This is a genomic window from Streptomyces sp. NPDC006544, assembly GCF_040611715.1.
GTDB lineage: Bacteria > Actinomycetota > Actinomycetes > Streptomycetales > Streptomycetaceae > Streptomyces.
Window position 1 is genome coordinate 1 of sequence record NZ_JBEXOV010000044.1, and the last position, 20,063, is coordinate 20,063.

Annotated in this window: 12 protein-coding genes and 1 tRNA gene; 12 read left to right on the forward strand and 1 reads right to left on the reverse strand. The window is 73.2% G+C overall.

Annotated features, from left to right (window positions below; genetic code table 11):
* The first annotated feature begins 56 nt into the window (after nucleotides 1–56).
* Together ABZY44_RS20815 and ABZY44_RS20820 are read left to right on the forward strand one after the other, a co-directional pair.
* Complete coding sequence (locus tag ABZY44_RS20815) at nucleotides 57–239, forward strand: hypothetical protein (RefSeq protein ID WP_356655873.1); 183 nt, start codon at nucleotides 57–59, stop codon at nucleotides 237–239.
* Nucleotides 236–604: an Rv3654c family TadE-like protein gene (locus ABZY44_RS20820; protein ID WP_356655875.1), complete on the forward strand. Its 369-nt coding sequence runs from the start codon at nucleotides 236–238 to the stop codon at nucleotides 602–604. The genes ABZY44_RS20815 and ABZY44_RS20820 overlap by 4 nt, the downstream gene beginning before the upstream one ends.
* A 23-nt stretch (nucleotides 605–627) precedes the next feature.
* On the opposite strand, the gene ABZY44_RS20825 is transcribed toward ABZY44_RS20820, so the two are convergent.
* On the reverse strand, nucleotides 628–3,081 hold the full coding sequence (locus ABZY44_RS20825; RefSeq protein ID WP_356655877.1) for a DEAD/DEAH box helicase: 2,454 nt from the start codon (nucleotides 3,079–3,081) through the stop codon (nucleotides 628–630).
* An 81-nt stretch (nucleotides 3,082–3,162) separates the two neighbouring features.
* Between ABZY44_RS20825 and bldG the strand changes: the two genes are divergently transcribed.
* From bldG to ABZY44_RS20875, 10 genes are all read left to right on the forward strand, one after another.
* Nucleotides 3,163–3,504, forward strand: coding sequence for an anti-sigma factor antagonist BldG (gene bldG, locus ABZY44_RS20830; protein ID WP_356655879.1), 342 nt, complete (start codon nucleotides 3,163–3,165; stop codon nucleotides 3,502–3,504).
* A gap of 99 nt (nucleotides 3,505–3,603) precedes the next feature.
* A complete protein-coding gene (locus ABZY44_RS20835) occupies nucleotides 3,604–4,044 on the forward strand; it encodes an ATP-binding protein (RefSeq protein WP_356655881.1) in 441 nt (146 codons plus the stop codon).
* Nucleotides 4,045–4,833: 789 nt separating this feature from the next.
* Nucleotides 4,834–7,266, forward strand: coding sequence for a sodium-translocating pyrophosphatase (locus ABZY44_RS20840; RefSeq protein ID WP_356655883.1), 2,433 nt, complete (start codon nucleotides 4,834–4,836; stop codon nucleotides 7,264–7,266).
* A 152-nt stretch (nucleotides 7,267–7,418) separates the two neighbouring features.
* The gene (locus ABZY44_RS20845; RefSeq protein ID WP_356655885.1) at nucleotides 7,419–7,985 is read left to right on the forward strand and encodes a small secreted protein; all 567 of its coding nucleotides are present in this window, start codon (nucleotides 7,419–7,421) and stop codon (nucleotides 7,983–7,985) included.
* Nucleotides 7,986–8,306: 321 nt separating this feature from the next.
* Nucleotides 8,307–9,788 carry a methyltransferase gene (locus ABZY44_RS20850; protein ID WP_356655962.1) on the forward strand — a complete coding sequence of 494 codons (1,482 nt, stop codon included), beginning with the start codon at nucleotides 8,307–8,309 and terminating at the stop codon, nucleotides 9,786–9,788.
* Between the two features lie 529 nt (nucleotides 9,789–10,317).
* Nucleotides 10,318–13,146, forward strand: a complete 2,829-nt coding sequence (gene topA, locus ABZY44_RS20855) for a type I DNA topoisomerase (RefSeq protein WP_356655887.1) — start codon at nucleotides 10,318–10,320, stop codon at nucleotides 13,144–13,146.
* A gap of 194 nt (nucleotides 13,147–13,340) precedes the next feature.
* Nucleotides 13,341–16,679 carry a dTMP kinase gene (gene tmk / locus ABZY44_RS20860; RefSeq protein WP_356655889.1) on the forward strand — a complete coding sequence of 1,113 codons (3,339 nt, stop codon included), beginning with the start codon at nucleotides 13,341–13,343 and terminating at the stop codon, nucleotides 16,677–16,679.
* A gap of 85 nt (nucleotides 16,680–16,764) precedes the next feature.
* Complete coding sequence (locus ABZY44_RS20865) at nucleotides 16,765–17,976, forward strand: DNA polymerase III subunit delta' (RefSeq protein WP_356655891.1); 1,212 nt, start codon at nucleotides 16,765–16,767, stop codon at nucleotides 17,974–17,976.
* 225 nt (nucleotides 17,977–18,201) lie between these two features.
* Nucleotides 18,202–19,773: an alpha/beta hydrolase gene (locus ABZY44_RS20870; RefSeq protein ID WP_356655893.1), complete on the forward strand. Its 1,572-nt coding sequence runs from the start codon at nucleotides 18,202–18,204 to the stop codon at nucleotides 19,771–19,773.
* Nucleotides 19,774–19,878: 105 nt separating this feature from the next.
* Nucleotides 19,879–19,952 (forward strand) — tRNA-Thr (locus tag ABZY44_RS20875).
* The last annotated feature ends 111 nt before the right edge of the window (nucleotides 19,953–20,063 follow it).

A 20,063-nucleotide genomic window follows, 5' to 3' on the forward strand; every position in this document is an offset into this window, starting at 1 on the left:
TGATTGCTCCGAGGACGCTCAAACCAGCCTCAGCATGTCGACGGGGAGGCACCTGGATGGTCGTCTGGGTCGGCGCGGAGGCGGCCGCCCCGCCCGGCGCCCGGGTGGAGCTCTCGCGGACGGGAGACCTGTGGCGGGTCCTGGTGTCGGCCCCCGCCCCGGGTCCGGCCACCCTCCCGGTCCGCCTCACCGCGAGGGCGGCCGCCCTCGCGGAGGACTCCGTGGGACCTCCGCCATGACGGGGGACCGGGCCCCGGCCCGCGACCGGGACCGGGGGTCGGCCACCGTGTGGGGGGTGGTGGTGGCGACCGTGCTGGTGGCTGTCTTCGGCGGGGTGCTGCTGCTGGGGCAGGCGGTCGTGGCCCGCCATCGCGCCGCGGCGGCCGCGGACCTGGCGGCCCTCGCCGCGGCGGCGACCTGGGCCCACGGACCGGAGACCGCCTGTGCCACCGCCGTAAGGGTGGCGGCGGCGCAGGGCGCGCGGGTCACCGCGTGCGTGCTGTCGGGCGAGGTCGCCGAGGTCCGGGCTCGCGCTCCGACGGGCCGCTTCGCGCCGGAACTCCGCTCCCGGGCGGGCCCGCCGCTTGCTCGGGAGCCCGGCTGAGGAGCGGTGGCGGCGGTGCGCGGTCAGGGAGTGGGGGCTTCTTCCAGGAGGCGGGTGAGGAGGCGGACGGCGCCGCGTTTGTGGAGGGGGTCGTTGCCGTTGCCGCACTTCGGGGACTGGATGCAGGACGGGCAGCCGGCCTCGCACTCGCAGGCGGCGATGGCGTCGCGGGTCGCCGTCAGCCAGGCGTGGGCCGTGTGGAAGGCGCGTTCCGCGAACCCGGCGCCGCCCGGGTGGCCGTCGTAGACGAAGACCGTCGGAAGGAGGGTGTCGGGATGCAGCGGGACGGAGACCCCGCCGATGTCCCAGCGGTCGCAGGTGGCGAAGAGCGGGAGCAGGCCGATGGAGGCGTGTTCGGCGGCGTGCAGGGCGCCGCCGAGGATCTCCGGGTTGATCCGGGCCTCGTCGAGCTGGTCCTCGGTGACCGTCCACCACACGGCCCTGGTGCGCAGGGTGCGGGGCGGCAGGTCCAGCTTCGCCTCGCCGAGCACCTCGCCGGTGATCAGTTTGCGGCGCAGGTAGGAAACGACCTGGTGGGTGACTTCCACGGAGCCGAAACAGAGCCGCCCCCGGCCCCAGGCGACCTCCGTCTCGGTTTCCAGGACGGAGATCGCGGTCGTGTCGCGGGCCGTCGTGGAGAACGGAGGGTTGGCCTCCTCGACGAGGGCCACCGAATCCTCCAGGTCCAGGCGCTTCACGAGGTAGGTGCGGCCCTGGTGGAGGTGGACGGCCCCGCCGTGGACGGCCGTGTGGGAGGCGGCCTCGTCGACGGTCCCCAGCAGCCGGCCGGTGGAGGACTCGACGATCTGGACCGGGCGGCCGCCGGCGCCCCGGATGTCGGTGAGGTCGGAGGCCCGCTCGCGGCGGGTCCAGTGCCAGGCCGTGGCCCGCCGGCGCAGCAGCTTCGCCGCTTCCAGCTGCGGCAGGAGCTCGCGCGCCGCCGGACCGAAGAGGACGAGGTCGGACTCGGTCAGGGGCAGCTCCGCCGCGGCCGCGCACAGGTGCGGGGCCAGGACGTACGGGTTGTCGGGATCGAGGACCGTCGCCTCCACGGGCCGCTGGAAGAGGGCCTCGGGGTGGTGGACCAGGTAGGTGTCCAGCGGGTCGTCGCGGGCGATCAGGATTGCCAGCGCCCCCTGTCCGGCGCGCCCGGCCCGGCCGGCCTGCTGCCACAGGGAGGCGCGGGTGCCCGGGTAGCCGGTGATCAGGACGGCGTCGAGCCCGGAGACGTCCACGCCCAGCTCCAGGGCGGTCGTGGCGGCCAGGCCGAGCAGTTCGCCCGAGTGCAGGGCCCGCTCCAGGGCCCGCCGCTCCTCGGGCAGGTAGCCGCCGCGGTAGGCCGCGACGCGCCCGGGCAGCGAGCGGTCGACGGAGGCGAGCCGCTCCTGGGCGATGACGGCGATCAGCTCGGCGCCGCGCCGGGAGCGGACGAAGGCGACCGTACGGACGCCCTGGACGACCAGGTCCGTCAGGAGGTCGGCCGTCTCGGCGGTGGCCGTACGGCGTACGGGTGCGCCCCTCTCGCCCCTGAGGTCGGTCAGGGGCGGCTCCCACAGGGCGAAGACGACCTCGCCGCGCGGAGAGGCGTCCCCGGTGATCTCGACCACCGGCAGGCCCGTCAGGCGGCCCGCAGCGGCCCCCGGGTCGCTCGCCGTGGCCGATGCCAGCAGGAAGACGGGATCGGAGCCGTAGCGGGCGCACAGCCGCCGCAGGCGGCGCAGGACCTGGGCCACGTGGGAGCCGAAGACGCCCCGGTAGGTGTGGCACTCGTCGATCACGACGTAGCGCAGGGACCGCAGGAAGGCGGACCAGCGCGGGTGGGCCGGGAGGATCCCGCGGTGCAGCATGTCGGGATTGGTGAGGACGTAGTTGGCGTACTGGCGCACCCACTCGCGTTCCTCCACGGGCGTGTCCCCGTCGTAGACGGCGGGGCGGATCGCGTTGCCGAGCGGACCGGCCAGTTCCCGTACGGCGCGACGCTGGTCGGCGGCCAGTGCCTTCGTCGGGGACAGGTACAGGGCGGTCGCGCCGCGCCCGTTGGGTGCCTCCGCGCCGTCGGCCAGGGCGGACAGCACGGGCGCGAGGTAGGCCAGCGACTTCCCGGAGGCGGTTCCGGTGGCGACGACCACCGACTCGCCGTCGAGGGCGTGCTCGGCGGCGGCCGCCTGGTGTTCCCACGGGTGGCCGATCCCGGCCGCCTCGATCGCCGCCACGACATCCGTTCGGATGCGATCAGGCCAAACTGCATGACGGCCCTCCCGAGGGGGCAAGTGCTCCGTATGGGTGATGCGCGCAGCCCGGGAAGGCCCCCGTGACAGCCGGTCCAGGACCGTGCCGGGAGTGGGTCGAGCGTCCGCGGGAGCCGTGGGCCGACCGGGACGGTGAGTGTTGGCCATTGGAACCGAGTGTGTCACTGGCGTGCGGGACAATGGTCCCAAGGCGTCGTGCACGCCTGCCGGTAAGTGATTGAATGCCATCGCGGCAGCCAATCCCTCGCATACCTTCGGGTGGCGAGGCCCCTGGGGGGCGCCGCTCGATAGCAAGGTGCTGGAGGATCCGTGGACCTGTCCCTGTCGACTCGCACTGTCGGCGACCGTACGGTCGTGGTGGTCGGTGGCGAGATTGATGTGTATACCGCGCCCAAGCTGCGCGAGCAGTTGGTCGAGTTGGTGAACGACGGCAGCTACCACCTGGTTGTCGACATGGAGGGGGTCGACTTCCTCGACTCCACCGGACTTGGTGTGCTCGTGGGAGGCCTCAAGCGCGTCCGCGCGCACGAGGGCTCGCTGCGTCTGGTCTGCAACCAGGAGCGCATTCTGAAGATCTTCCGAATCACCGGTCTGACCAAGGTGTTCCCGATCCACAACTCGGTGGACGAGGCCGTCAGCGCTACCGACTGACGGCCCTCGCGGCGAAACGGCCGATGAGGAGCGGGGGGCACCGGGCCACAGGCGGTCCGGGCCCCTGTAAGGCACGCCCGTAGTCCGAGGGGGACGCGCATGGCCACCGTTGAACTGCGCTTCAGCGCCCAGCCCGAACACGTCCGGACGGCCCGCCTGGTCGCGGCCGCCGTGGCGCGGCGGGCGGGCGTGGAGGAAGCCGTCCTCGACGAGGTCCGCCTCGCCGTGGGCGAGGCCTGCTCGCGCGCCGTCGGACTGCACCGCAACAACGGGCTGAACGCGCCCGTCCGGGTCGTGCTGACCGAGGAGGAGAAGGTGTTCTCCATCGAGGTCGGCGACGAGGTGCCCGGGCCGGCCCATGGTCCGGGCGCCGGCATGCCCGGGATCGAGGCCGTTCTGGACCCCGATGTCGAGGGCGAGGACGAAATGGGCCTCGCCGTGATCAGCGGTCTGGTCGACGACGTCGAGGTGCTCAGCGGTGAGGCGGGCGGGACCATTCGGATGAGGTGGCCCGTCTCGGGGGCCTCCGACCTGCCGTAGCCCCTGAGGGGGTGCCCCGACGCCCTGCGGGCCGTCGGGCGCTTCGGCGACTCCGGGTTCCCCCGCCAGCCAGCCGCGGCCGCGCCAGCGCCTCACGGACCAGTTCCCCGCCGCCTCCGCGCTGCCCCGGCCGGGCCGCCGCCTCCACCGGGCCGCCGCCCCACCTGGCCGCCGCCCCCCACCGGGCTCCGGCCGGGCTTTGCCGTGCCCCGGCGAGTCCGGGGCGGCCTCGCCCCGCCCCGGCGATCACGCTGCGCGCCCCCGACCCGTTCCGGCCCCCCTCCTCCGCCTCCCTTCCCCCTGCGCCCCCTGCACCCCCTCCGCCCCTTCCGCCCCTCCGCCCCCTCCTCCCCGTACCGGCCCCGCACGCGCCTCGCGCCGTCCGTGCCCGCCGGGTGGCGGCGCGCTGCGGTGGGTTTCGGAGACGGCCCGGCTGCCGACGGGAGGCCGGGCGGGTCCCGGTAGGGCCCGGGAGATCCCGGGGCAGGGGCTTCCGGCGATCTCCCGACGCGTGTGCCGACGTATCTTCTGATCTTATTCAAAGGCCTGCCGAGCAGGGTTTTTTGAGGCGCCGTAGATCAATTCTGAAGTCGGACCCCGGCTATTTCCTAGATCGATGATCAGGCGTCAATGCCTTTGCCCCATTACTTCTTTCGAGGGTAATGGAGTGACCGGATCTATTGGTGAGGAGCAAGTGCAGGCCAATTCGGTTTCCCGCGTACTGTTTTGATCCCGCCGCGCTCCCTACAATCCGTCCACATCTTGAGCTCATCACGTCAAGGAGGACGAATGACGGGGCTCTTCACCCCTATCGCGCCCGGTCGCACCACTGACCTGGCATCCGCAGTACTCACCGATGACAACCGGCTCATCGTGATCGTCATCGCGGCCGTCGCCGTCGCCGCGCTCGTCGTCGCGCAGATCCTGGTCCGCCAGGTCCTCGCCGCCGACGAGGGCACCGCATCCATGAAGGAGATCGCCGCCGCGGTCCAGGAAGGCGCCAACGCCTACCTCGGCCGGCAGCTGCGCACGCTCGGCGTGTTCGCCGTCGTCGTGTTCTTCCTGCTCTTCCTGCTTCCCGCCGACGACTGGACCCAGCGGTCGGGACGCTCCGCCTTCTTCCTGGTCGGCGCGCTCTTCTCCGCCGCCACCGGCTACATCGGCATGCGCCTCGCGGTCCGCGCCAACGTCCGCGTCGCCGCGGCCGCCCGCGAGGCCACCCCCGCCGAGGGCGAGCCCGCCAAGGACCTGACCGAGGTCTCCCACAAGGCCATGCGGATCGCGTTCCGCACCGGCGGCGTGGTGGGCATGTTCACCGTCGGCCTCGGCCTGCTCGGCGCGTCCTGCGTCGTGCTCGTCTACGCCGCCGACGCCCCCAAGGTCCTGGAGGGCTTCGGACTCGGCGCCGCCCTGATCGCCATGTTCATGCGCGTGGGCGGCGGCATCTTCACCAAGGCCGCCGACGTCGGCGCCGACCTGGTCGGCAAGGTCGAGCAGGGCATTCCGGAGGACGACCCGCGCAATGCCGCGACCATCGCCGACAACGTGGGCGACAACGTCGGAGACTGCGCGGGGATGGCCGCCGACCTCTTCGAGTCGTACGCCGTCACCCTCGTGGCGGCCCTCATCCTCGGCAAGGCCGCCTTCGGCGACCTGGGCCTGGCCTTCCCGCTGATCGTCCCCGCCATCGGGGTCGTCACCGCGATGATCGGCATCTTCGCGGTCTCCCCGCGGCGCACCGACCGCAGCGGAATGACCGCCATCAACCGCGGGTTCTTCATCTCCGCGGTCATCTCGCTGGTGCTCGTCGGGATCGCCGTCTACACGTATCTGCCGGACACCTACAAGGAGCTCGTCGGCGTCGACGACGCCGCGATCCTCGCCCACTCCGGCGACCCGCGGATCCTGGCCCTGGTCGCCGTCGCCATCGGCATCGTGCTCGCGGCCCTGATCCAGCAGCTCACCGGCTACTTCACCGAGACCAACCGCCGTCCCGTCCGGGACATCGGCAAGTCCTCCCTGACCGGCGCGGCCACCGTCGTCCTCGCCGGCATCTCCGTGGGCCTGGAGTCCGCCGTCTACACGGCGCTGCTCATCGGCCTCGGCGTCTACGGGGCGTTCCTGCTCGGCGGCACCTCGATCATGCTGGCGCTCTTCGCCGTGGCCCTGGCCGGCACCGGCCTGCTCACCACCGTGGGCGTCATCGTCGCCATGGACACCTTCGGGCCGGTCTCCGACAACGCCCAGGGCATCGCGGAGATGTCCGGCGACGTCGAGGGCGCCGGTGCGCAGGTCCTGACCGACCTGGACGCCGTGGGCAACACCACCAAGGCCATCACCAAGGGCATCGCCATCGCCACGGCCGTGCTGGCCGCGGCCGCGCTCTTCGGCTCGTACAACGACGCCATCGCGAACGCGGTCAGGGAGGTCGGTGCCAAGGCCGGGGAGATGAACCTCAGCCTGGACATCGCGCAGCCCAACAACCTGGTCGGCCTGATCCTGGGCGCGGCGGTCGTGTTCCTGTTCTCCGGCCTCGCCATCAACGCCGTCGCCCGCTCGGCCGGCGCGGTGGTCTACGAGGTGCGCAGGCAGTTCCGCGAGCACCCCGGGATCATGGACTACACCGAGAAGCCCGAATACGGCCGGGTCGTGGACATCTGCACCAAGGACGCGCTGCGCGAACTCGCCACGCCCGGCCTGCTCGCGGTCCTCACCCCCATCGCCATCGGATTCTCGCTCGGCGTCGGCGCGCTCGGGTCCTTCCTGGCCGGAGCCATTGGCACGGGCACGCTGATGGCGGTCTTCCTCGCCAACTCCGGTGGTGCGTGGGACAACGCGAAGAAGCTCGTCGAGGACGGGCACCACGGCGGCAAGGGCAGTGCGGCCCACGAGGCCGTCGTCATCGGCGACACCGTCGGCGACCCGTTCAAGGACACCGCCGGTCCGGCCATCAACCCGCTGCTCAAGGTCATGAACCTGGTGGCGCTGCTGATCGCCCCGGCCGTCGTGCAGTTCAGCTACGGCGCGGACGCCAACCCGATCGTGCGGGCCGTGGTCGCGGTCCTCGCGATCGGCGTCATCGTCGGCGCGGTGTACGTCTCCAAGCGCCGCGGCATCGCGGTCGGCGAGGAGGGCGAGGGCGAGAACGAGAACGCCGGCGGGACCGGGACGGCCGAGCGGGTGGGCCAGTCGGCCGATCCGGCGACGGTGGTCTCGTCCTGAACCCAGCACACCGGGGCACCTGATCGGACTCTCGATCGTACGCCCGAACGGCGGACGGGCGGCGCGGACTGACGCGCCGTCCGTCCGCCTTTGTGTTTCCCGGATGGAGGGCGTGTATCTTCCGGCCGAGAGTCTTCGAAGGGACCAATCCGGTGAACAAGAAGCTTGCGGCCGCGGTGTCGGGCGGTGCGGTGCTCATGCTCGTCCTGTCCGGCTGCGGCGGGGACGACGGCGACAAGAAGACCGACGCCTGGGCCAAGAAGGTCTGTGACAGCTGGCAGCCCGAGCTCAAGAAGATCGAGCAGGCCAACACGGACATCAAGCGGGTGGCGACCGAGAGCAGCAAGCCCGAGGAGGTCCAGTCGACCGACTCGGCGGCCTTCGGGACCATGTCCGAGGCGTACAAGTCGATGGGTGCGGCCTTGCAGGGGGCGGGTGTTCCGCCGGTCAAGGACGGCCAGAACACCCAGACCGCCGCGGTCACGGGCTTCGAGGCGACGTCGCAGGGGTACACCGCCCTGAAGGCGAAGATGGACGCCCTCGACCCCAAGGACCAGGGCAAGTTCGCCGAGGGCCTCAAGGACGTGGCGGGCGGCCTGGAAGAAGCGACCAAGGGTGGCAAGGACGCGCTCGACCAGCTCAAGGCGGGCGGCCTCGACAAGGCGATGAACGGCCAGAAGGGCTGCCAGGTGACGACCCCGTCACCGGCGAAGTCCTAGGCCCGGCACGGGCTGCCGCCCAGCCGACCGCGTCGGCGGACCGGGGCGGCCGGGATCCTTCGGGACCCCGGCCGCCCCGTCGCGTTCCGGGTTCCGGAGCCTGCCGGTGAGTACGGAGCTGCGCCCGGGCGGCGTTCCGCCCGGCGGCACCGGGCCGGACGCCGGCTCCCGGAGGGCGACGGGCGCCCACGCCGAAGGCCGTGTGGCGCGGGGAATGCCGGTGGCAGCGGCCACAATGGACGGGTGAGTACCACCAGCCTTCCCTCCGGTCTGCCCGCCCGCCTCCCCTCGTCCGACCGCGCCGCCGAGCTCCGCGCCGCGATGCTCGCCGCCGGTTTCACCGCCGACGGACTGCTCGACCTGCTCGGCGCCCCCGCCTACGCGGCGCTCGCCCGCAGCGAGACGGTTCCCGCGCTGCGCGCAACGCGCGGCGGCGGCGACGGACCGCTCGCGATCCTCGTCCGGCTGTTCCTCCTCCAGCAGTCCGTGCCGGCCGTGCACGCCTCGGCCGCGCTGCCCCTCGAGGCGGCGTTGGCCGACGGCTGGCTGCGCCGGGAGGAGGCCGCCGACGGCGAGGACACGGTGCGCGCCGTGGTGGACGTCCGCCCGTACGGAGGGCCGGAGGGCGAGGACTGGTTCATCGTCTCCGACCTCGGCTGCGCCGTCGGCGGGGCCGGCGGGATCGGCAGCCGCGAGGAGGGCGTGGTCCTCGGAGTCGGCGGCGCGTCCACCACGCTGGCCGCGATCACCGTCCGGACGCCGGTCGCCTCGGCCCTCGACGTCGGCACCGGCTCGGGGATCCAGGCGCTGCACGCCGCCCAGCACGCCACCCGGGTCACGGCGACCGACGTCAACCCCCGGGCCCTGGAGTTCACCCGGTTGACCCTGGCGCTGTCGGGGGCCCCGGAGGCCGAGCTGCTCGCCGGATCGCTGTTCGAGCCCGTCGGCGGGGCCACGTACGACCTGATCGTGTCGAATCCGCCGTTCGTGATCTCGCCCGGCGCCCGGCTGACGTACCGGGACGGCGGGATGGGCGGCGACGACCTGTGCCGGACGCTGGTCCAGGAGGCCGGAGCCCGGCTCAACCCGGGCGGTTACGCGCAGTTCCTCGGCAACTGGCAGCACGTGGACGGCGAGGACTGGCACGACCGGGTGCGGGGCTGGGTGCCGCGCGGCTGCGACGCCTGGATCGTGCAGCGTGACGTGCAGGACGTCACGCAGTACGCGGAGTTGTGGCTGCGCGACGCGGGGGACCACCGCAGCGACCCCGCCGCGTACGAGCGGCGCTACGAGGACTGGCTGGACGAGTTCGAGGCCCGCAAGACCAAGGCGGTCGGATTCGGCTGGATCACGCTGCGGCGCAGCGAGGCGGCCGAGTCGTCGATCGTGGTCGAGGAATGGCCGCACTCGGTGGAACAGCCGCTCGGAGAGGCCGTCCTCGCGCACTTCGCCCGGCAGGACTACCTCCGGGACCACGATGACGCGGCCCTGCTGGAGGGCTATTTCCAGCTGGCCGAGGAGATCGTGCAGGAGCAGGTCGGCGCGCCCGGCGCGGAGGATCCGGAACACGTGGTGCTCCGGCAGAACCGGGGGATGCGCCGCGCGACCAAGGTCGACACGGTCGGCGCCGGCTTCGCCGGGGTGTGTGACGGATCACTGAGCGCGGGCCGGATCCTGGACGCGATCGCGCAGCTGGTGGAAGAGGACCCGGTGGTCCTGAGGGACCGGACGCCGGAGGCGATCCGGATGCTGGTGGAGCAGGGGTTCCTGGAGCCGCTCACGCAGCCGTCGCCGGAGGCCTAGCCCGCGGGCCGAGCCTTCCGGAGCCGCGTTCCGGTGTGGGTGGGGACGGGCGCCAGCCCGGAATGCGGAATCCGGAATCCGGTCGGAAGGCCTGCGGACGGCGGGCCGCCGCTTTCCCGCTGTCGAGGCTTTCCCGCCGCCGCGGCGGGCCCGCGCGGCGCCGCGGGCCCGCGGAACGGGGCCGCGGCGCACCCGCGGAACGGGATGCGCGGCCCGCGGGACGGGTGGGCGGGCGCGCTCGCGAGCGGCGCGCCGGGTTTCGCCGCGGTTCCCCCCGAGGAGCGCGTCAGGACGTAAACGCCGATGTGAAGAGGGGTGCGGGGGCGGGGCCAGACGGCCCTTCGGCCACTCGGCCCGGTGATCGCGGAGGGCCTGGCGCGGCATCCGGGCGGCAGAAATGGCACTTGTCGGGTTACCGTTCGAGTGGCCGTTGCGGGCTTCTGCCGTTTGACACGGGGGCGGGTTGTACCGTCACACTCCGCAGCGTCGCCGTACCGCGACCGTGTGCCGACCGGAGAGAAGAGCCAAGTTGTCCCCGACTAGCGAGACCGCAAAGGGCGGCCGCCGACTCGTCATCGTCGAGTCCCCTGCCAAGGCGAAGACGATCAAGGGCTACCTCGGCCCGGGATACGTCGTCGAGGCGAGCGTCGGGCACATCCGCGACCTCCCCAGCGGCGCGGCCGAGGTTCCCGACAAGTACACCGGTGAGGTCCGTCGCCTCGGTGTGGACGTCGAACACGACTTCGCGCCGATCTACGTCGTCAACGCCGACAAGAAGGCCCAGGTCAGGAAGCTCAAGGAGCTGCTGGCCGAGTCCGACGAACTCTTCCTCGCCACCGATGAGGACCGCGAGGGCGAAGCCATCGCGTGGCACCTGCAGGAAGTTCTCAAGCCCAAGGTCCCCGTCCACCGGATGGTCTTCCACGAGATCACCAAGGACGCGATCCGCGACGCCGTCGCGAACCCGCGCGAGCTCAACCAGCGCATGGTCGACGCCCAGGAGACCCGCCGCATCCTCGACCGCCTCTACGGCTACGAGGTCTCGCCGGTCCTGTGGAAGAAGGTCATGCCGAAGCTGTCGGCGGGTCGTGTCCAGTCGGTCGCCACCCGCATGGTCGTCGAGAAGGAGCGCGAGCGCATCGCCTTCCGCACCGCCGAGTACTGGGACCTGACCGGCACGTTCTCCACCGGCCGCGCCGGTGACGCCTCGGACCCCTCCACGCTGGTCGCCCGCCTGAACACGGTGGACGGCAAGCGTGTCGCGCAGGGCCGCGACTTCGGCTCGACGGGGCAGCTCAAGAGCGAGGTGCTGCACCTCGACGAGGCGAACGCGCGGGCGCTGGCCGCCGCGCTGGAGCAGACCGCGTTCGCCGTCCGCTCGGTCGAGTCCAAGCCGTACCGCCGTTCCCCGTACGCCCCGTTCCGTACGACGACGCTCCAGCAGGAGGCCTCGCGCAAGCTCGGCTTCGGGGCGAAGGCGACGATGCAGGTGGCGCAGAAGCTGTACGAGAACGGCTTCATCACCTATATGCGTACGGACTCCACCACGCTCTCCGACACCGCGGTGTCGGCGGCGCGGGCGCAGGTCACGCAGCTCTACGGCGCCGAGTACCTGCCGGAGAAGCCGCGCGTCTACGCCGGCAAGGTCAAGAACGCGCAGGAGGCGCACGAGGCGATCCGCCCCTCGGGCGACCGTTTCCGCACTCCCGCCGAGACCGGTCTGACCGGCGACCAGTTCCGCCTGTACGACCTCATCTGGAAGCGGACCGTCGCCTCCCAGATGAAGGACGCGGTCGGCAACTCGGTGACCGTGAAGATCGGCGGCCGCGCGGCGGACGGCCGGGACGCCGAGTTCTCCGCGTCCGGCAAGACGATCACCTTCCACGGCTTCATGAAGGCCTACGTCGAGGGCGCCGACGACCCGAACGCCGAGCTCGACGACCGCGAGAAGCGCCTCCCGCAGGTCGCGGAGGGCGACGCCCTGTCGGCCGAGGAGATCACCGCCGACGGCCACTCGACCAAGCCTCCGGCCCGGTACACCGAGGCCTCGCTGGTCAAGGAGCTCGAGGAGCGCGAGATCGGCCGCCCGTCGACGTACGCGTCGATCATCGGCACGATCCTCGACCGCGGATACGTCTTCAAGAAGGGCACGGCGCTCGTGCCGTCCTTCCTGTCGTTCGCCGTGGTCAACCTGCTGGAGACGCACTTCGGGCGGCTCGTCGACTACGACTTCACGGCCAGGATGGAGGACGACCTCGACCGCATCGCGCGGGGCGAGGCCCAGTCCGTGCCGTGGCTGAAGCGGTTCTACTTCGGCTCGGAGGACGCGACCGAGGTCGTACCGGCCGACGGCGACCACCTCGGCGGCCTGAAGGAGCTGGTGACCGACCTGGGCGCGATCGACGCCCGGGAGATCTCCTCCTTCCCCGTCGGCGAGGGCATCGTGCTGCGCGTCGGCCGCTACGGGCCGTACGTGGAGCGCGGCGAGAAGGACTCCGAGGGCCACCAGCGGGCGGACGTGCCGGAGGAGATGGCACCGGACGAGCTGACCGTGGAGTACGCGGAGGAGCTGTTCGCGAAGCCGAGCGGCGAGTTCGAGCTGGGCAAGGACCCGATCAGCGGGAACGAGATCGTCGCGAAGGACGGCCGCTACGGGCCGTACGTGACGGAGATCCTGCCGGAGGGCACGCCGAAGACCGGCAAGAACGCGGTGAAGCCGCGGACGGCCTCGCTGTTCGCGTCGATGAGCCTGGACACGGTCACGCTGGAGGACGCGCTCCGCCTCATGTCCCTGCCGCGCGTCGTGGGCGTGGACGCGGAGGGCGTGGACATCACCGCGCAGAACGGCCGCTACGGCCCGTACCTGAAGAAGGGCACGGACTCGCGGTCGCTGGAGACCGAGGACCAGCTGTTCTCGATCACGCTGGAGCAGGCGCTGGCGATCTACGCGCAGCCGAAGCAGCGCGGGCGCGCGGCGGCCAAGCCTCCGCTGAAGGAGCTGGGCACCGACCCGGTGAGCGAGAAGCCGGTGGTGGTCAAGGACGGCCGCTTCGGGCCGTACGTGACGGACGGCGAGACGAACGCGACGCTGCGGCGGGACGACGACGTCGAGACGATCACGCCCGAGCGGGGCTACGAGCTGCTCGCGGAGAAGCGGGCGAAGGGGCCGGCGAAGAAGACGGCCAAGAAGGCTCCCGCGAAGAAGGCTCCGGCCAAGAAGGCCCCGGCGAAGAAGGCGACGACGGCGAAGACCGCTGCCGCCAAGAAGACGACGGCGAAGAAGACGGCGGCCGCGGTGAAGACGGCCGCCAAGAAGACGGTCGCGAAGAAGGCGGTCGCCGTTCCGGCGGACGAGTAGTCCCGGGTCCGGACCCCGGTTCGGTACCGGCCCGCGGAGGGTGAGGGCAGGGCCCGTGCGACGCGCACGGGCCCTGCCCTTTCCGGCGGCGGCGGGGCGGCCCCGGGGCGCCGCCCCGGAGGTGGGTCGGGGGTCACACCGGACCTTGTCCACAGGGCTCCGCACCCGCCAGGCGCAGCGGATAGGCTGGGCGGATGACGCGAGCCGAGCAGCCAACGGTCGTGACCGCCACCGCCGACACCACCCCCACCTACGACGAAGCCCTCGCCGCGGACTCCCGCGAGCGGGCGGTGCGCGCCCTGCTGCGCACGCCCAGGCTCCGCCGGCTGTGGAGCGCCCAACTGGTCAGCGGCATCGGTGATGCCCTCGCCCTGCTGGTCCTGGTCCTGCTCGCCTTCCAGGCGGCCGTGGACCAGGAAGCCTTCGGCGGTGGATACACCGGCTGGGCCCTGGCGGTCGCCGCGGTCTTCGGCGTCCGCGTGCTCGCCACCGTCCTGTTCGGCGCCGTCCTCCTGGGCCCCCTGTCCCAGCTCACCGCCCCCGGCGGCAAGCTGGACCGCCGCTGGACGATGATCGGCGCCGACGGGATCCGGCTCGCCCTGTTCGTCGTCGCCCCGCTGTGGCTCGACTGGCTTCCGGACCAGGCACTGACCGCCCTGCTCGCCACCGTCTTCGTCTCCGGCGCCGCCGAGCGGCTGTGGGCGCTGGCCAAGGACAGCGCGGCGCCCGCCCTGCTGCCCGAGCCGCCGCCGGAGGGCGCGGCCGTGCGGCCGCTCCCGGACCATCTCGACGCCCTGCGCCGGCTGAACCTCCGTACCTCCTTCGCGGCCCTGCCCGTCGCGGCGGCCGCGCTGCTCGCCGCGACCCTGATCGGCAAGGCCCTCGGCCTCGGCGTCGGCTGGTTCGCCGACAACCAGGCCGCGCTGGGCTCGTACGTGGCCTCCGGCCTCTTCGCGGCCTCCGTGTCGCTGCTGCTCCCGCTGGTACTGCCCGCGACGAAGACCCCGCGGCCGCGCTCCCCGTTGGAGGGGCTGCCCGCCCCCAAGGCGGGGGACCGGCCCGAGAAGGGGCGTACGGGGGCCATCCCGCTGCTCGTCCTCGCCTGCGCCGCCGTCGCCGCAGCGGTCGCCGCCGCCGCCGCCGTGGCCGTCCTGCACGCCACCGACCTGGGGGGCGGAGCGGCCGCGTTCTCGCTGTCCGTACTGGCCCTGCTCGGCGGCACCGCCCTCGGCATCCGGGCCACCCAGGCCGGCAAGATCCTTCCCGGCCTGTCCCGGCGCCGCCTGCTCGCCCTGGCCATCGCGGTGGCCGGGCTGGCGCTGCTGCTGACGGGCCTGGTCCCCGACACCGCGACCGTGCTGTTCCTGTCGCTGCTCGCCGGCGCCGCCGCGGGCGTCGCCGCCAGTACCGGGCACACGCTGCTGGACCAGGAGACCGAGGAGTTCCGCCGGGCCCGGGTCACCGAGCACCTGCAGGCCGTCGTACGGGTAGCGGTGGCCGTCGGAGCCGTGGCCGCCCCGCTGCTGGCCGCGGGCATCGGCCCGCACCGGCTGGCCGGCGGCGGGATCGTCTTCGCGCACGGTGGCGCGGCCTTCACCCTGATGCTCGTCGGCGCCCTGCTGCTGCCGGTCGCCGTCGTCGTCCTGGCCAAGGCCGACGACCGCAGCGGCGTACCGCTGCGCCGTGACCTGCGGGAGGCGCTGCGCGGCGGGGAGCCGGTGCAGGCCGCGTCCGACGCCGGGTTCTTCATCGCCCTGGAGGGCGGCGACGGCGCCGGCAAGTCCACCCAGGTGGAAGTGCTGGCCGAGTGGATACGCGGCAAGGGCCACGAGGTCGTCGTGACGCGCGAGCCCGGAGCCACCCCGGTCGGCAAGCGGCTCCGTTCGATCCTGCTCGACGTGTCCTCCGCCGGACTCTCGAACCGCGCCGAGGCCCTGCTGTACGCGGCCGACCGCGCCGAACACGTGGACACCGTCGTACGGCCCGCCCTGGAGCGCGGCGCGGTCGTCATCACCGACCGCTACGTCGACTCCTCGGTGGCCTATCAGGGCGCCGGACGGGACCTGTCCCCGACCGAGATCGCCCGTATCTCGCGCTGGGCCACCGACGGCCTCGTACCGAACCTGACCGTGCTGCTCGACGTGTCGCCGGAGGCGGCCCGGGAGCGGTTCACGGAGGCGCCGGACCGGCTCGAGTCGGAGCCGGCGGAGTTCCACCAGCGGGTGCGGGCCGGATTCCTGACGCTGGCGGCGGCCGACCCCGGGCGCTATCTGGTGGTCGACGCGGGCCAGGACCCGGAGTCGGTGAGCACGGTCGTGCGCCACCGGCTGGACCGGATGCTCCCGCTCTCGGAGGCCGAGGTGGCCGCGCAGGCGGAAGCCCGCCGGCGTGCCGAGGAGGAGGCCAAGCGCAAGGCCGAGGAAGAGGCGGCGCGCAAGGCCGAAGAGGCCCGGCTGCTGGCCGAAGAAGAGGCCCGCAAGGCCCGCGAGGCCGAGGAGGCCCGGGCCAGGGCGGAGGCCGAGGCGGCCCGCAAGGAGCACGAGGAGCGGCTGCGCGCCGAGGAGGAGGCCCGTGAGCGGGCCGAGGCCGAGCGGCTGCGGTGGGAGGCCGAGGAAAAGGCCCGCGCCCTCGAGCAGGAGCGGCTGCGCAGGCAGGCGGAGGAGGAGTCCCGGCTGCGTGCCGAGGCCGAGGAACGCCGGGTGGAGAAGCAGCGGCGGGCCGAAGAGGCCCTGCTGAAGGCTGAGGAGGCGCGGCGCCTGGCCGAGGCCTCGGCGGCCGAAGTGGCGGCCGCGGCGAACGCCGCCGCGGCGGCCTCGGCCGCGCGGGCCGCGGCTTCCGCGCCGGTGCCGGGCGTGCCCGCCGTGCCCGCGCCGCCTGCGGCCGCACCTGGCGCGTCCTCACCTGGCGCGGCGGCCGCGGACGCGCCCAGGGCCGACATGCGCAAGGCCGACATGCGCGAGGCCGACATGCGCGAGGCCGGCACGCGCGGGCGTGGGGAACCGCACCCCGACGACGCGCTGACGGTCGAGACCCCGGTGGTCAAGCGGGTCGTGCAGCCGGACGACGTCACCCAGACGGTCCCCGTCCCGAAGATCGACCCGGCCGCCGAGACCTCGGTGCTGCCGCCCGTCCGCGCGACGGGCCCGGCCGACGAGACGGCCGTCCTGCCTCCCGTACGCCCGTCGGACACGGGTCCGGGCGCGGGTCCGCGTACCGCTCCGGGGACGGGCGCCGGTACGGGCGCGAACCCGGCGGCGGGGACGCCGCGCGTGCAGCACTCCGCGTCGCGGCCCACGGCACGGCGGCCCGCGGAGAACCCGGCCGACCGGGTGCCGCCGGGCATCTTCCGGGACGGCGGCAACGACGCGACCCGCGAGCTGCCCCTCCCCGGCGAGGACGGCCGCCCGCGCCGGGCGCGCTCGGACTGGGCGGAGGAGACCCCGCTCGACGACCTGCCCACGCTGGCGGACGAACTGCTCGGCCGGCGCCGGGACGACGAGGACGACGAAGGCCGCGGCCCGCGCCGCTCCTGACGGGGTGTGTCAGTGGCGCACGCCACACTGGGGTGAGCCGAGCAGCAGGCACGGACGGTACGCGAGGGGAAGGGTGGTGGGCGGGATGCCCGTATGGGACGACCTGGTGGGACAGGAGCGGGTCCAGACGCAGCTGGCCGCCGCCGCCCGCGACGCCGACGCCCTGGTCACCGCCATCGAGGCGGGGACGCAGGCGCCGACCGCCTCCAAGATGACGCACGCCTGGCTGTTCACCGGGCCGCCCGGCTCCGGGCGCGCCACGGCCGCCCGCGCGTTCGCGGCCGCGCTCCAGTGCACCAGTCCGGACCGTGCGCTCGGCGGAGAGCCGGGCTGCGGGTTCTGCGACGGCTGCCACACCACCGTGATCGGTACGCACGCCGACGTGGAGATCGTCCGCACCGATCAGCTGTCCATCGGCGTGAAGGACACGCGGGCCCTGGTCCGCCGGGCGCAGCTCTCCCCGGCCGTCGGGCGCTGGCAGGTCATCGTCATGGAGGACGCCGACCGCCTCACGGAAGGCGCGGGCAACGTCCTGCTCAAGGCCGTGGAGGAGCCGGCGCCGCGGACCGTGTGGCTGCTGTGCGCGCCCTCGCTGGAGGACGTCCTGCCCACCATCCGCTCCCGCTGCCGGCACCTGACGCTGCGCACTCCTCCCGTGTCCGCCGTCGCCGAGGTGCTGGTCCGGCGCGACGGCATCGAACCGGCCGTCGCGCAGGCCGCGGCCCGCGCGACGCAGGGGCACATCGGCCGGGCCCGCCGGCTCGCCACCGACGAGGCGGCGCGCTCGCGCCGGGCCACCGTGCTGAAGCTGCCGATGCGCGTGGACGACGTGGGCGGCTGCCTCAAGGCGGCCCAGGAGCTGGTGGACGCCGCCGCCGAGGACGCCAAGCAGGTCGCGGAGGAAGTGGACGCCAAGGAGACCGAGGAACTGCGGGCCGCGCTCGGCGCCGGGGCCGGTACGGGCGGACGGATGCCGCGCGGTACGGCGGGCGTGATGAAGGAGCTGGAGGACCGGCAGAAGCGCAGGCGTACGCGCACGCAGCGCGACAGCCTCGACCTGGCGCTGACCGACCTCACCGCTTTCTACCGGGACGTGCTGGTCCTCCAGCTGGGCTCGTCGCTGGACATCGCGAACGTGGAGATACGCCAGGACCTGGACCGGATCGCCCGCGAGTCGGGCCCCGAACGGACGCTGCGGCGCATCGAGGCGATCATCGCGTGCAGGCAGGCACTGGACCGCAATGTGGCCCCGCTGCTCGCCGTCGAGGCGATGACGATGTCGCTGCGCGCGGGCTGAGGGCGGCCCCGGTCCGGCCGCCTCGCCCGTTCGCTCCGCCTCTCCGCCTCTCCGCCTCTCCGCGCGGCAACTCTCGTTGACGGATTCACCCGTTCGGGCGGTCCGGATGGCGCGCCCGCGAGCCCGCCCGTCCGTACGGGGCGGGGGACCGCACCCGTGCGGTCGTCCGCCGCCCCGCGTGCGGGCCGCCCGACCCGGCGTGTCCGCAGGCCGTAGGCTCCGGGGATGGACACCAGTCGCCTGCTGCGCACCACCGGTACCGTGATCGCCGCCGCGGGGCTGTTCCTCTCGGGATGCACCTCGGGTGGTTCGGGGGGGCCGCGGGCCTCCGCTTCGCCGGGAGAGGGTTCCGCCACGCAGTCGGCCGAACCGGGCGCCGTACCGGCCGCGCTGCGCCCGTACTACGACCAGAAGCTGAGCTGGCGCGCGTGCGGCGTTCCCGGCTTCGACTGCACCACCATGAAGGCCCCGTTGGACTACGAGCACCCCGAGTCCGGCGACATCGACATCGCGGTGGCCCGGCGCAAGGCCACCGCCCCCGGCAAGCGGCTCGGCTCGCTGGTGGTCAACCCGGGCGGTCCGGGCGGCTCCGGGATCGGATACCTCCAGTCGTACGCGGGCATCGGCTACCCGGCGCAGGTGCGCGCCGCGTACGACATGGTCTCCTTCGACCCGCGCGGCGTGGACCGCAGCAGCCCCGTGGAGTGCCTGACCGGCCCGGCCATGGACAAGTACACGCAGGTGGACCAGACCCCGGACTCGGCGGCGGAGCAGGCCCAGCTCGTGGCCGCGTTCAAGGAGTTCGCGGCCGCCTGCCAGGCACGGTCACAGCGGATCCTGCCGCACGTCTCGACCGTGGACGCGGCGCGGGACATGGACGTGCTGCGCGCGGCCCTGGGCGACGAGAAGCTGTCGTACGTCGGCGCCTCGTACGGCACCTTCCTCGGGGCGACGTACGCGGAGCTCTTCCCGGGCCGGACCGGCCGGCTGGTCCTGGACGGGGCGATGGACCCGTCCCGCCCGGCGCTCGAGCTGAACCGGGACCAGACCGAGGGCTTCGAGACGGCCTTCCGGGCCTTCGCCGCGGACTGCGCCAAGCAGCCGGACTGCCCGCTCGGCCAGGGCAACCCGGACGCGGTGGCGGAGCGCCTGAAGGAGTTCTTCCGCAAGGTGGACGCCCAGCCGGTCCCCACCACCGACCGGGCCCGCCCCGCGCTCGGCGAGTCCCTGGCGACGACCGGCGTGATCGCCGCGCTGTACGACGAGAACGCCTGGCCGCAGCTGCGCGAGGCGCTCGCGGCCGCGATCAACGACGACGACGGCAACGGCCTGCTCGCCCTGGCCGACAGCTACTACGAGCGCGGACCGGACGGCAAGTACGCCAACCTCATGTCCGCGAACGCCGCCGTCAACTGCCTCGACCAGCCTCCCGCCTTCGACGGCCCCGGGGCGGTCGACAAGGCGCTGCCGTCCTTCACCAAGGCCTCCCCGGTCTTCGGCCCGGGCCTCGCGTGGGCCTCGCTGAACTGCACGTACTGGCCGGCCAAGGCCACGGGCACGGCCGCCGCACTGCACGCGAAGGGCGCCCCGCCGATCGTGGTGGTCGGCACCACACGCGACCCGGCGACCCCGTACAAGTGGGCCCAGGCCCTGGCGGGCCAACTCGACTCGGGCGTGCTGCTGACGTACGACGGGGACGGCCACACCGCGTACGGCCGAGGCAGCGAGTGCATCGACTCGGCGATCAACCGCTACCTGCTGGAAGGCACCCCTCCGCAGGACGGCAAGAAGTGCTGACCCCCCTCCGCGGCCCCTGTTCGAGGCACCCCGTTTAACCCTGTAGACTTGGCGCCGCTGCTGATGAGAGCCTCCCACCAGGGAAATTCTTGTCTTCCCAGCGGTGCCGCCTTAGCTCAGCTGGCCAGAGCAACGCACTCGTAATGCGTAGGTCTCGGGTTCGAATCCCGAAGGCGGCTCGGATTAGCCCCAGGACTCACTCGCCGTGACCTGGGGCTTTTTCATGCCCGGGCGGTGCGCGTCGCGTGAGGGGAACGCCGTAGGAACGGCTTGCGTGAGTGATGCGTGAG